This window comes from Psychrobacter sp. M4 (assembly GCF_055699795.1).
Map to the genome: position 1 here is coordinate 1202742 of NZ_CM146740.1, position 14626 is coordinate 1217367.

Genomic DNA, 14626 nt, shown 5'->3' on the forward strand with positions numbered 1-14626 from the left:
AACATGCGATTTATTGATGAAGCCGTCGTAACGGTAAAAGCAGGTGACGGTGGTAATGGAATCGCCAGTTTTCGCCGAGAAAAATATGTCCCGCGCGGCGGCCCTGATGGAGGCGACGGTGGTAGCGGCGGGGACGTTTATGTTATTGCCGACGATAACACCAATACCTTAGTCGATTATCGCTATACCCGTCGCTATGATGCTGGACGGGGCGAGAATGGACAGAGCAAAAATTGCTCAGGCAAAGGTGCTGATGATATTTTTTTGCCCGTTCCTATTGGTACCACCATCATTGATACCGAAACTGATGAGGTGCTTGGTGATATGATCGAGGAAGGTCAAACCTTATTAATTGCCAAAGGCGGTGACGGCGGTTTAGGTAATACCCATTTTAAAAGCTCAACCAATCAAGCTCCAAGAAAGGCCACATCAGGCTTTGATGGTGAATTGAAAGTATTGAAATTCGAGCTTAAAGTCGTCGCTGATGTCGGGTTAGTTGGTCTACCGAATGCTGGTAAATCAACATTTATTCGTCAAGTTTCAGCAGCTAAACCGAAAGTGGCTGATTATCCTTTTACCACGTTAGTACCAAACCTAGGTGTGGTCGATATTGGTCGTCATCGCTCCTTTGTCATGGCTGATATTCCAGGTTTGATCGAAGGTGCCTCAGAAGGAGCAGGTCTTGGTATTCGTTTCTTAAAGCACGTCGCCCGTACGCGTCGTTTGCTACATCTAGTCGATGTGCAGCCTATTGATGGTAGTGATCCTGTAGAGAATGCAAATATTATCCTAAATGAGCTGGAGCGTTTTTCGCCTGAATTAGCTAACTTACCACAGATTTTGGTATTGAACAAAATAGATCAGGTAGCGGATGAGGATTTAAATGAGCTATGTACTCATATCGTAGCTGAGCTGGGTTGGACCGGTATCGTGTTTCGCACCTCAACCTTAACCGGTGAAGGCGTAGATGCGGTCAAATACCACTTAATGAATGAGATTGAGCGTGAACGCGAGCGCGAAGAGGAGGATCCTATTTTTGCTGAGGCGCAAAAAGAGCGCTTTGAGCGTTTAGAGGCTGAGGTGCGTCTTAATACCGAAGCTCAGCGTGAAGCTTACCGCGCTGCCCGTAAAGCCCAGCGTGAAGGAGCTGCACTAATAGATAATGATAACGATGATGACGATGGTGTCGAAGTAGTTTATGTTCCCTAATGCCAACTTTTAGCGTGTTGCTGTATTAAAGTTTTATATTGGCACTGCGCTCCAACACTCGTTATAATCTTGTCGGTAAGTGTTTTATGGCTACCTTTACCAGCTACTTTTTATAAAGTAGATACGATTTTAATGACATTATTTTGATAATATTAAAGGTAGATCGCTTATTTATCTTTTGAATGACTTTATACATACAGGAATGTTTATGGTTAGTGGTAGTAAAAGTGCTGAAGAAGGCACCTCTGAACAAACAACCGTAGAAGCACGGTTCATTAAGCAAAGTCGCAATTTTGATATTCAGCGTGTTGTTGTCAAGATTGGTTCATCGCTGCTAACTAATAATGGTCGAGGTCTGGATCGAACGGCTATTTATGAATGGGCTAAACAAATCGCTAACCTACATAACCAAGGGATGGAGGTGCTGCTCGTATCATCAGGCGCGGTAGCTGAAGGTGTGGTACGTATGAACTTAGATGAGCGTCCTAGGAAACTAGCTGCTTTGCAAGCCTGTGCCTCTATCGGACAAATGGGATTAATTGAGACCTGGTGGTCAGCCCTCATTCAGCACGGCGTACAAAGTGCGCAGCTATTATTAACTCATGATGATCTATCTAATAGACGCCGTTATTTAAATACTACAGGCGCGCTGACGCAGTTATTAGACTGGCGTGTATTGCCTGTCATTAATGAGAACGATACCATCACTGTCGATGAGATTAAATTTGGTGACAATGACACTTTAGGGGCAATGTCAGCTGCGATGGTGAAAGCAGATTTGTATATTATCTTAACGGATCAAGAAGGGGTATTTACAGACAACCCTCGTGATAACCCTCAGGCTAAAATGATACGTCAAGAGCGGGCTATGGCGGATTATTTGTTTGACATTGCAGGGGCTGGGGGTAAGCTTGGACGCGGTGGTATGTTGACTAAGATCCGTGCTGGCCGTCTTGCTGCGATGGGCGGTTGCCCAACCGTTATTGTCAGCGGTGCTATTGATAATGTAATTACTCGTGTGGTATCAGGTGAAGCAGTCGGCACCTTACTGACTACGAATGAGGCGGACAAGATTATTGCTCGCAAACAGTGGTTAGCGGCGCATTTACGTATGGCAGGTACGCTTATTATTGATGCTGGCGCGGCCAAAGCGCTGACTGAACACAATAGAAGTTTGTTGCCAGTAGGCGTAGTAGAGGTGCGTGGTGATTTTGATGAGGGTGATGTTGTTGAAATCGTGCACCAAGAGACGGGCGAGCGTTTGGCCGTTGGACAGATGAATTTTTCATCGCAGGATGCGCGCCGCGTGGCTCGTGAGCGTACTGAGCAGTTTGATAGAATCCTTGGTAATAAAGAGGAGCGTGTGGTTATGGTGCACCGTGATAACTTAGCTCTATCTATGTAATCATCACTTGTATTTGATTGTATTGCCTGCATACTTATAACTATACTTTTTTGACTTTTTAAACCATCTGACCTGTTCATCCTTATATCAATAACGATAACAATGAATACTACAATACTTTGGAGAGTTATCTATGAGCGCCCCTACCAATCCTGTTGATATTGATTCAATCGATAGTGAAATATCTAAGCATAAATTCCCTCCTTTAAAAAACGATAGATTGCTACGAGCACTGCGTTTTGAGCCTATAGATACTACGCCTGTATGGATGATGCGCCAAGCTGGGCGCTATCTACCAGAATATAAAGCCACGCGTGCTGAGGCTGGTGACTTTATGAGTCTATGTAAAGACACCGCTCGCGCCACAGAGGTAACTATGCAGCCACTACGGCGTATGGACTTGGATGCGGCTATTTTATTTAGTGATATTCTAACTATCCCTGATGCTATGGGACAAGGCTTGTATTTTGAAACGGGTGAGGGACCAAAGTTTAAATATACTATACGTGAGCAATCAGATATTGAGCGCTTACCGGTGCTGGAGGTAAACGATTCGTTAGATTATGTCATGCGCGCAGTTACCAGTATCCGTAAAGAGCTTAATGGACAAGTACCCTTGTTTGGCTTTTCTGGTAGCCCATGGACGCTAGCGACTTATATGATTGAAGGCGGTAGCTCAAAAGACTATCGCTATACCAAAGGCATGCTCTATAGTAAGCCTGAATTACTGCATCAGCTGCTCGATAAGTTGGCAGTGGCGGTCACTGATTATTTGGATGCACAAATTATTGCTGGGGCACAGGCAATACAGATATTTGACAGTTGGGGCGGGGCACTTGCACACCGTCAGTTTGAGACTTTTTCACATAATTATAATAAACGTATCGTAACCGATCTAAAAGTACGTCATCCCCACATACCTATAATATTATTTACCAAAGGCGGTGGTCTTTGGCTTGATATCCAAGCGGATAGTGAAGCGGATGCGTTAGGGCTTGATTGGACGATGCCGCTCGATCGCGCGCGTCAAGTGCTAACCGAAAGCCAGCGCCATTTGACCAAAAAGCATAAAAAACTACAAAACAGTAAAGCCATCCAAGGTAATTTAGATCCGGCTACTTTATACGGTGCGCCTGAAACTATCCGCGCAGAAGTCAAAGCTATGCTGGATAGCGCTTATGCTGGCGGCGATAAAACAGGCTATGTAGCCAACCTTGGTCATGGTATTACTCAATGGGTTAATCCTGACCACGCTAAGGTTTTTGTCGATGCGGTACATGACTATCAGATCTAATGGTAGTAAGTCTAGTAGCGATAGTTTGATAAGCTGCAACCCTGCAGAGTAGCAATCCAATAGTAAATAGTAATAGGTCAACAAAGGAATATCTTATGATTTCAGTAGCGATCGTCGGTGGTACAGGCTATACCGGTATTGAGCTTATTCGTCTGCTCTCCGCCCATCCTGAGGTAAGTATCGACTTATTGACCTCACGTAGTGAGGCGGGCATGCGTGCTGATGAGATATTCCCTAGTCTGCGCGGTATCTCCGATATTGTCTTTAGTGATTTGGGTGACGATACGCTATCGGCTCTACAAAAATGCGATGTGGTGTTCTTTGCCACGCCGCATGGGGTTGCTATGCAGCAGGCTGAAGCATTGACTCAAGCAGGAGTCAAGGTAATTGATTTGGCTGCCGACTTTCGCCTTCAGTCCTTAGCAGATTTTGAGCACTGGTATCAGCAAACTCATAGTTGCCCTGGATTGCTTAAAAGCGCAGTATATGGTTTGCCGGAGCTAAACCGTGACAAGCTTGCGGGCGCATTAGTGGTTGGCAATCCGGGCTGCTATCCGACTACTGCTATTTTAGGGTTAAAGCCCATTATAGAGAAACAAAACGAGCAAGCGGTTCGTCTTGTTGAACCGCGTATTGTTATTGATGCTAAATCTGGGGTATCAGGAGCGGGCAGGCAAGCTAAGCTTGATCTCAATTATGCTGAAACGACAGATAACCTTAAAGCTTATGGCGTTACCGGTCATCGTCATTTGCCGGAGATTGAGCAAGGAATAGAGCAGTTATCAGACGAGAAGTTTATCCACCGTGTGCGCTTTTTACCGCATTTGGTACCTATGATTCGGGGTATGCTCAGCTCCATCCATTTAGAGATGACAGAAGCGGGCAGGGCTATAGATTGGCAAAGCGTGTTTGAAAACAGTTATCAGCAAGAAGCTTTTATTGATGTACTGCCACAAGGCAGGTATCCAGACACTCGTAGCGTAAGAGCAAGTAATCGTCTGCGTATTTCAGTTTATCAAAATAATCAGCGGGCGGAGCTGACAGTAATTGTAGTACAGGATAATCTGGTCAAAGGGGCAGCGGGACAAGCGATACAGAATATGAATGTGATGTTCGGTCTTGAGGAAACGCTAGGATTAAATGCAGCCCCTATTGTACCTTAGGTTCAATACTATCTACCTTTAACGACGAAAATTGATGTAGGATTTAGTACACATTTGTCACAGTATTTTTACTATTGAGTCATCTCACTTACAGCGCTGTGCTAGGTATTGCTACCAAAGTCCGTTATAATGTTTCGCATTTCCTATTGAGAGATACTGCCCAGATGCGTGTTAAGACTGCTCTTTATTCGTGCTCGCAGCCAGCGTGTCATAAACTAGCCCTTGTACCTTACTCAGCTATCTTTAGGAGTACAGTAGAGTCGTCGATGAATAGGAGTGATCACATAGAATATAGTCAAGATATCGCTAGTAATCAACGCGGCGCATCGACATGGCTATTGGCGTTATTCGTAGTTGCTATAACGGTGACTGCGATCGTGGCTATAGTGTTCGGGCATAAGCTTGGCTATCAGCGGGGTTATTATTCGTTTAAAACCGAAACGGAACAAGCAGCAATTAACAATGAGCAGGCTACTAATGAGTTAAAAGATTTGCGCATCAGCCATAAAGTGATGACCAGCCAAGTAGAGACTGCTAAGCAAGAGCTAGATATTAGCCTAGCGAATCTAGAAGAGCTACGCCGTGATCAAAGAGCTTTGCAGGTTACTAATAGACAAACCTCGCAGCTCAATAATCTATACGCAAAGGTGATAGCAGAGCAGGGCGGTATGCCTTTGCAAGTACTAGGTGGCAAAATCGAACCTCTACCAGAGCATGCTTTTGAATATGGTTTTGATGTAGGCATGCTAAGTGAAGATGGTGAAACAAAGCGTTTAAAAGCGGTGTTAACGCTACAGAATAAAGACGATTTTGTAGAAGTACCTTTGGATCCTGCAAGCTATAATATTAAAGGTATCGTCCGTATTCGTGGACGCTTTATGATGCCTAGTGGTTTTAAACCGCTGCAAGTTAAACTTAGTTTAGAAGCAGATGATCAGCAAGTAGAGCAACTTTACGATTGGCAGCTTGGTAATCGAGTAGACAGTATGCCGTTATCTTTATCAGACTTGCCAGAGATTGATCAAAGCCCTATTACTCCCTAAAATAGAATTTAAGCCGACAACACTATTACTCAGACATAAGTAACTCACATAAGTACTCAAGGAAGATAAACTATTAGGTTAACAGTTTTAGCGATGTCTTTATTATCCAGCTGCTGATTAGTAGCTGGCCTGCAACTATTTTTTCTTCCCTTATAAAACCTTTTTTATCACTAAAACCAATTGAAACTACTTTTATTATGACTATAAAACAATTAGTAACACACACTGAACCTACTGTTTTTGACTGGCACTTTCCAAGTATGCCTGTAGATCAACGCGCCCAAGACGACGACCCTGATAAAGAGTCTGCTCCGCAAACAGATGTTTTAGTCGCTGAGCCTGAGGTAGCAAAACCACCTATGTATGCTGTTGTTATGTACAATGACAATTATACGCCTATGGAATTTGTGGTATATGTATTGCAGTCAGAGTTTCGGCACAATATTGATGCAGCAGTTCAAATTATGCTAAATATCCATAACAACAGTAAAGGTATTGCTGGTATTTATCCTAAGGATATTGCTGAGACTAAAGCTAAAAAGGTCAATAGTCTAGCGCACCGCGAAGGTTATCCCTTACTTACTCAAATTGAGCCTCATCAGGGTGAATAGTATTATTCAGGGTGAATAGTATTATATTGTATCGTACCTACAACTCTATGATTTTGCGATGACAAATTATTGTTCAAAAGATCATAAATAACTAAATACTTGTTTTTTTTCAAAAACATCCTTATATATAGTTAACACAGTCTCTACACTTATTCATTAATTCATATAAATCCTCGTTTTTTCCACTAACGTCTAACTATTGCTATTAATCTTTTACTACCGAATTTAATTTTGCAATTATCCTCTTTTCTGCTGACTACTCTTATGATTGTTTAACTTATGTGTTAACTTAATACATATAACCGTCATTAGGTCGTCTTTACTCACTGATTATCACTTAGTCTTAACTACTATGTATTAGGCTGGGTGTAGTGTCCTAATTGCAAATAAACTTACCTAATAGAGCAGTGATTATTCTAGTAGGATGTGAGACTTATTAAGCATACGCTTTGATACATTTTAGTATGCTTTAATAGATTGACTACAAGCTATTATCGTGTTGAGATGAATAAGCGCTATTATAAACATGATAGCAATTGTATTGTAGCCAGTGATTTTTAATCATGATCGTACCTTGAACAATCCCTTTGCCGCCCTGATTTACTAACTAAGCTATTAAATTATAAAGAGTTGTATAACCGTAGGAATCCCTTATGTTAAGTCGTCATCTTGAAGTCTCTTTGCGTTTAGCAATGACGCTTGCGCGCCAAAAGTCACATGAGTATCTCACTGTCGAGCACCTGTTATTAGCGCTCCTAGAAAACACTCATGCTGCCAATACTCTAACGGCCTGTAATGCAAATGTTGCCGCTTTACGTACCGAGCTCGAAGCTTATATTGATAAGCATACCCCAACGATAGATGCTGATATGGAGCAGTCGCCGCAACCTACCCAAAGTTTTGATCGTATTCTGCAGCGTGCTATTTTTCATGTCCAATCCATCGGTGGTGGTCGTTTGGTTGAAGGTTCAGATATTTTAGTTTCTATGTTCTCTGAGCACGATACTTATGCTGTTTACTTGCTCAAAAAGCAAGGTATTAGCCGTTTAGAATTGACTCAATATTTGTCTCATGGACAAGATAAAGATGAGCCATCTGAGCCCCGTGCTTCTATCAGCGGAGATCGTCGTAGTGCTTCAGAAAAAACAGGTAAGGATCCCTTAGTGGAATTTGCTAGTAACCTTAATCAGCGCGCAGCTGAAGGTAAAACCGATCCTTTGATTGGCCGTGTCTCTGAGATTGAGCGTACGGCACAAGTATTGTGTCGCCGTCGCAAAAATAATCCGTTATTGGTTGGCGAACCAGGTGTTGGTAAAACCTCTATTGCTGAAGGTTTAGCGTGGCTTATTATCAATGACAAAGCACCAAAACCACTCAATGGCTGCGTTATCTATAGTCTAGATATCGGTGCCTTAATCGCTGGTACAAAATACCGCGGCGACTTTGAAAAACGCATGAAGTCCTTACTTGATGCTCTAAAGAAAAAGCCGAACGCTATCTTGTTTATCGATGAGATTCATATGATTATTGGTGCAGGGTCATCAATGAGCAGTAATATGGATGTATCAAACTTAATCAAACCTGCGCTTGCCAATGGAGAACTACGCTGCGTTGGTTCAACTACTTTTACCGAGTATCGGCAAGTATTTGAAAAAGACCATGCGTTATCGCGTCGTTTCCAAAAAATCGATGTAAGAGAGCCAAGCGTTGAAGACAGCATCGATATCCTGCGTGGTCTTAAACCCCGTTATGAAGAATTTCATAATGTAGAATATACCGATGAAGCACTAGTAACGGCCGTGCAGCTGTCCTCCAAGCATATTCATGAGCGTTTTTTGCCCGACAAAGCGATTGACGTTATTGATGAAGCTGGCGCTTATAAGCGTTTAGGAGTTACGCCTGATATCAAGGATCTTGAGGCAGAAAACGATCTAGTAGCCAACATAGAAAAAGAAAACAGCAGTAAAGACTATAATGCTACTAGCTTTGATACTGATGATGGCAGTGGATACAATAAAGCAAATGATGAATCGATAGACGCAGACAATATGGATACGGTCTATGATCTGCAAACTGCTAATAATCAAAAAGCGTCAATAAAAATTGATGTGGCTGATATTGAAGCTATTGTAGCGAAGCTTGCGCGTATTCCTCCCAAGGCAGTATCTAGTGATGATAAGAGTATCCTTGAGCATCTAGATCGTGATCTTAAACATTTGGTATTTGGTCAAGACGAGGCGATTGCAACGCTTGCTGATGCTATCAAGCTTTCGCGTGCTGGTCTTAAAGCGCCAGAGAAACCCATTGGTTCATTCATGTTTGCAGGACCTACAGGGGTAGGTAAGACAGAAGTATCTCGTCAGCTTGCAAACTTGTTAGGAGTGGAGCTAGTACGCTTCGATATGTCAGAGTACATGGAGGCTCATACCGCTTCACGCTTGATTGGTGCGCCTCCAGGTTATGTTGGTTTTGATCAAGGCGGCTTGCTTACTGAGAAAATCAATCAGCATCCGCATTGTGTAGTGTTGTTTGATGAGATTGAAAAAGCCCATCCAGATGTCTTTAACTTACTATTGCAAGTTATGGATCATGGTACGTTGACCGACAATAATGGTCGTATTGCAAGCTTTAAGCAAGTTATCATTATTATGACTACTAACGTTGGGGCCGATAGTATTAGCCGCTCCTCTATGGGCTTTACCCAGCAAGACCATAGCCGCGATAATACCGAAGCACTCAAGCGCGTATTTACTCCTGAATTCCGTAATCGTTTAGATGCGATTATTCAGTTCAACGCGCTAGATCCATCGGTAGTGATATCAGTTGTCGATAAGTTCTTGGTTGAACTACAAGCTCAGCTTGATGACAAACAAGTTACCTTGGAGATTGATGATGATGTTCGTGATTATCTTGCTGACAAAGGCTATGATCGTTTGATGGGCGCGCGTCCTATGCAACGCTTGATTCAAGATGAGATCAAGAAGCCTCTGGCAAATATGATCTTATTTGGCGACTTGGTGAACGGCGGCGTAGTACATGTAACGTTAGAGCCTGAAACCTCAAAGACAGATGTTACAGATGAAGACAAATCAGTAGATTTGGATAAAACGTCTGATAAAGATACCAAAGGTGAGAAAGGATCAGCAGATAGTCGAGTGATTTTAACGGTTGTTGAGACTCACGAACCACACTCAGATTCTGAATCATTGGCAAGTTAATAGTCTGTACTATTTATCCATTTGATGTTTAATATAAAACGGCTACTATCATTAGTAGCCGTTTTTTTATGGCTAAAATTTATAACGAAAGAAAACATGATTTTTTGCTACTATCGCCGTTAAAATAGATATTGATACACTATTGAGTATTCATCTTATATATTTAGCTGATTTAAAATAACTAAAAAAGGACGAATTATGGAGTTATTCGACGAGCAAAGCACAAAAACAGCAGCACAAAAGCAAGCTATTTTAGATAATGTACGTTTGCCAGAGGACTGGAAAGTAGCGTTAGCAGAAGAGCTGACTTCGGATAATATGGATAATTTGCGCGAATTTTTAAAACAAGCCTATCAATCAAACGAGAATATTTATCCGCCTGCACCTTTAATGTTTAATGCCCTAAATTTGACGCCACTATCAGAGGTTAAGGTCGTTATCTTAGGTCAAGACCCTTATCACGGTCCAGGACAAGCGATGGGTTTATCTTTTTCAGTGCCTAAAACTATTCCTAAACCGCCCTCGCTAAATAATGTTCTTAAAGAGATGGCAGATGACATTGGTACCAGCTATTCAGCACATGGTGATTTAACCCACTGGGCGCAGCAAGGTGTTTTATTGCTAAACAGCTCCCTTACGGTTAAGCAAGGCGAGCCCAACAGCCATCAAAATAAAGGCTGGGAGCAATTTACTGATGCCGTCATTGATGTGGTCAATGAACAAACAGAGCATACAGTGTTTATTTTGTGGGGCAGTAAGGCCCAAAAAAAGGGTAAGTATATTAATACCGATAAGCATCTTATTTTGACCGCTGTACATCCTTCGCCGCTAGCAGCCAATCGCGGCGGTTTTTTTGGCTCAAAGCCTTTTTCTAAAACCAATGATTATCTGGTGCAGCATGGCCAAAAACCAATTGATTGGCAACTGCCCCAATAAATGACCTCAATTTATAATGAATAAACAACTGATTGATCTACAACCACATCACTGGTCAAGCGATCAGATTATGACCAGCCAATTTTGGTCAATTGAAGATGTCAGGTGGATGTACTATGCATTAGCGCTAGCGCAGCAAGGTGCTAACCGTCAAGAGGTGCCAGTAGGCGCAGTCTTGGTACATAATCGGCAGCTTATCGGGCAGGGGTTTAATCAGCCCATTAGCAGCTGTGATGCAACCGCACATGCTGAGATAATAGCCCTAAGAGATGCTTGTAAAAATCTTAAGAACTATCGCCTGCCAGCGCAAACGACTCTATATGTAACTTTAGAGCCTTGTACTATGTGTGTGGGCGCGCTGATTCATGCTCGCGTTGATAGATTAGTATATGCTGCAAGTGAGCCTAGAGCAGGTATGGTGGGTAGTCAGATGAACCTGCTTTTACAGTCCTTTTATAATCATAATATCCAAGTAGATAAGGGTTTGTGTAGTGAACCTAGTGGACAGATGCTTAAGACGTTTTTTCGTCAGCGCCGACAAATGATGAAAAAGCGTAAAGGTGATATAAATAAAGAACAAGATACTACTGTTGACGCTAGTGATGACAAGGTTTTTTTGCTATAATATTGCCCTATTTGGCTATGAACCCGTAACATCACGGATAAGAAGCTACTAAACAATATGTTATGTATAGTCAAAATGAGTGCTACTCACGCGTCTATTATTAAGTGATTATTATGACTGTATCAGCTATAACCGTATCAGCATCTAATAATGACGATCATGGCACCAAATCGCCCCGCTATCCCGTTATTTGTATCGATGGACCAAGTGGTGCAGGCAAGGGTACGGTAGCTTGGCGTTTAGCACAGACGCTGGATTATCAGCTGTTGGACTCCGGTGCCTTGTACCGTATAGTTGGGCTAAAGGCATTTGAAGCAGGTTTGCTTGTTACTAACAAACCTATCGATGAAGAGGCACTGCTGAGTTTAACGCAGAATTTGCAAATTGTATTTGTGCCTAATAATGAGTCTGGACGCGTTGATATTATCGTTAATGGTGAGGCAGTAGGTGAGCAAGTGCGTAATGAAACTGTGGGTGGTTATGCATCACAGGTAGCAGTGTTTGCAAAAGTACGTGCAGCTTTGCTCAAATTGCAACGAGATATGGCGACTCATTCAGGATTGGTTGCTGATGGTCGTGATATGGGTACGGTAGTTTTTCCAAACGCTGATGTTAAAGTGTTTTTGACGGCTAGTGCTAAAGCAAGAGCTAAGCGCCGTGTTACTCAGCTTACTTATGCTGGACAACGAGCCGATTATGAGGCAATTTTGGCAACGATTAAGGCGCGTGATGAACGTGACGAAAATCGTGATGTCGCGCCTTCAAAACCTGCAAAAGATGCTTTACTTATTGATAGCTCAGAATTAGATGCTGATACGGTTTATGAACAGGTTAAAGAGTATTGTCAGTCGCAAGGTATTTTTATTAAAAATGAATAAAAACAACATAGTAAGTACTAAAAAATCACCCATGAGTGTGGTTTTTAGTATAAGATTGTAGTTGATAAAATAGTTTTTATAACAAGAATTCTTTTAGAAAAAGACAGTTGTTATTAGTAATCTTTGTATTTGAGTGTATTAATAACAAACGTTTTTTTATATGACTATATAAGATATAAAACCAGTATTTCATTTTATAAAGTCATAAATTTGATCCGTACTGTGCTGGACAGGATACGGCTATACAAAGGTAGATATAATGGAATCATTTGCTGAACTATTTGAAGCGAGCATCGAAGAGACGGGTCTGGATATCGAGCGTGGCTCGGTCATCACAGGTACTGTTGTGGCCATTGATAATGACTGGATCACTGTAGATACTGGTCTAAAATCTGAAGGTATCGTCGCTCGTGAAGAGTTTTTAAGCGAAGAAGGCGAGATTGAAGTTGAAGTTGGCGATAGTGTTGATGTAGTGGTCGAAGCAGTCGACAACGGTATGGGTCAAACCTTACTATCACGCGAAAAAGCTAAGCGTGTCGAAACTTGGAATTTCCTAGAAAAAATCGCTGATAATGATGAAATCGTAAAAGGTATCATTTCAAGCAAAGTTAAAGGTGGTTTTACTGTAGATATCGGTTCAGTACGTGCGTTCTTACCAGGCTCATTGGTTGATGTTCGTCCTATCCGTGATACTACGCATCTTGAAGGCAAAGAGCTAGAATTCAAAGTCATTAAGCTCGATCAAAAACGTAATAACGTCGTAGTTAGCCGCCGTGCGGTTATGGAAGCTGAGAATTCAGCTGAGCGCGAAGAGCTATTAAACAAGCTTGAAGAAGGCATTGAGATCGAAGGTATCGTAAAGAATCTGACTGATTATGGTGCGTTCGTAGATCTTGGTGGTATTGATGGCTTACTACATATCACTGATATGGCATGGCGCCGTATTAAGCACCCATCTGAAGTAGTTGAAGTGGGTCAAGACCTAAAAGTTAAAGTATTGAAGTTTGACCGTGAACGTAACCGTGTAAGCTTAGGTCTAAAGCAGTTAGGTACCGATCCTTGGGATGAAGTTGCTGCAGAATATCCTGTAGGCAGTATCGTTAAAGCACGCGTTACCAACTTAACGGATTATGGCTGTTTTGCTGAAATCTCTGAAGGTATTGAGGGTTTAGTACACGTATCGGAGATGGATCATACCAATAAAAACATTCATCCTTCAAAAGTAGTACAAGTAGGTGATGAGATCAATGTGATGATCCTTGATATCGATGAAGAGCGTCGTCGTATAAGTCTAGGTATTAAGCAGACTCTAGCCAATCCTTGGGATGAGTTTGATAAGAAGCATGAGCGCGGTGATAAAATCACTGGTACGATCAAATCAATCACTGATTTTGGTATCTTTATCGGCCTAGATGGCGGTATCGACGGTTTAGTACATCTATCTGATATCTCTTGGAATGAGACAGGTGAAGAAGCTATTCGCAACTACAATAAAGGTGATACTGTAGAAGCAATGGTATTGTCTGTAGATGCAGAAGCCAATCGTATTAGTTTAGGTATCAAGCAGTTGAGCTCTGATCCATTTAACGAATACCTAGTAGGTAATGATCGCGGTGCTATCGTTAATGGTAAAGTTAAAGAAGTTGACGCTAAAGGCGCAACTATTGAGCTTGCTGACGAAGTTGAAGGCTATCTACGTGCCTCTGAGATTCAACGCGACCGTGTTGAAGATGCGACTAAGCATCTAAGCATTGGTGATGACGTTGAAGCTAAAATTATTAGCGTTGATCGTAAAACTCGCAATATTAGCTTGTCAATCAAAGCGAAAGACGAGGCAGAAGAGCGTCAAGCAATAAAAGATCTTGGCACTACCAATACTACAGCTACGCCAGGCTCTGATGCTCAGCCAAAAACTATTGGTGATTTGATCAAAGAGCAAATGCAGTAAATTGCCTGTTTTTAATAGTTATGACAATAAAAAAAGCGACTCCGGTCGCTTTTTTTATTGCCTAAAATTTATAGTACGTATCCAAATCAAAAAAAACTTATTTCCAATGGCGATAAATTCCGCTATCATTTGCAACCTTGAGTAACGAAATGTAAACTACATCAAGTGTTTGAAATGTTTTAATATTTTAGCTTAGTAAAAGAAGTTCATTTAATATTAGTATAATGGTTCAGTCGATAGTAGGGTTATTCATCTTCGATAGTGAAGATATAAATACTCCTCAAGATGAGAAACAT

The 14626-nt window shown here is 41.8% G+C and carries 11 protein-coding genes; all 11 read left to right on the forward strand.

What is annotated here, in order from left to right; translation table 11 throughout:
* The first annotated feature begins 3 nt into the window (after nt 1-3).
* The 11 genes from cgtA (at nt 4) to rpsA (ending at nt 14330) form a co-directional block, all read left to right on the forward strand.
* Nucleotides 4-1209, forward strand: coding sequence for an Obg family GTPase CgtA (cgtA, locus tag ACR63N_RS05085; protein WP_367103528.1), 1206 nt, complete (start codon nt 4-6; stop codon nt 1207-1209).
* A 208-nt stretch (nt 1210-1417) separates the two neighbouring features.
* Nucleotides 1418-2614 (forward strand): glutamate 5-kinase, encoded by a 1197-nt coding sequence (proB, locus tag ACR63N_RS05090; protein ID WP_367103527.1) that lies wholly within the window; start codon nt 1418-1420, stop codon nt 2612-2614.
* Nucleotides 2615-2747: 133 nt separating this feature from the next.
* A complete protein-coding gene (gene hemE / locus ACR63N_RS05095) occupies nt 2748-3908 on the forward strand; it encodes a uroporphyrinogen decarboxylase (protein WP_367103526.1) in 1161 nt (386 codons plus the stop codon).
* 95 nt (nt 3909-4003) lie between these two features.
* On the forward strand, nt 4004-5071 hold the full coding sequence (gene argC / locus ACR63N_RS05100) for an N-acetyl-gamma-glutamyl-phosphate reductase (RefSeq protein WP_367103525.1): 1068 nt from the start codon (nt 4004-4006) through the stop codon (nt 5069-5071).
* 266 nt (nt 5072-5337) lie between these two features.
* Nucleotides 5338-6114, forward strand: a complete 777-nt coding sequence (locus ACR63N_RS05105; protein WP_472782545.1) for a hypothetical protein — start codon at nt 5338-5340, stop codon at nt 6112-6114.
* A gap of 197 nt (nt 6115-6311) precedes the next feature.
* The gene (locus ACR63N_RS05110) at nt 6312-6725 is read left to right on the forward strand and encodes an ATP-dependent Clp protease adaptor ClpS (protein ID WP_367103523.1); all 414 of its coding nucleotides are present in this window, start codon (nt 6312-6314) and stop codon (nt 6723-6725) included.
* 653 nt (nt 6726-7378) lie between these two features.
* Nucleotides 7379-9943 (forward strand): AAA family ATPase, encoded by a 2565-nt coding sequence (locus tag ACR63N_RS05115; protein ID WP_472782546.1) that lies wholly within the window; start codon nt 7379-7381, stop codon nt 9941-9943.
* 198 nt (nt 9944-10141) lie between these two features.
* Nucleotides 10142-10879 (forward strand): uracil-DNA glycosylase, encoded by a 738-nt coding sequence (locus ACR63N_RS05120; protein ID WP_367103521.1) that lies wholly within the window; start codon nt 10142-10144, stop codon nt 10877-10879.
* 16 nt (nt 10880-10895) lie between these two features.
* Entirely contained in the window at nt 10896-11504 is a 609-nt protein-coding gene (gene tadA, locus ACR63N_RS05125) for a tRNA adenosine(34) deaminase TadA (protein ID WP_367108629.1), read from the forward strand.
* Nucleotides 11505-11632: 128 nt separating this feature from the next.
* Entirely contained in the window at nt 11633-12382 is a 750-nt protein-coding gene (cmk, locus tag ACR63N_RS05130) for a (d)CMP kinase (protein ID WP_367103799.1), read from the forward strand.
* 256 nt (nt 12383-12638) lie between these two features.
* The gene (gene rpsA, locus ACR63N_RS05135; RefSeq protein WP_472782717.1) at nt 12639-14330 is read left to right on the forward strand and encodes a 30S ribosomal protein S1; all 1692 of its coding nucleotides are present in this window, start codon (nt 12639-12641) and stop codon (nt 14328-14330) included.
* Nucleotides 14331-14626: the final 296 nt, after the last annotated feature.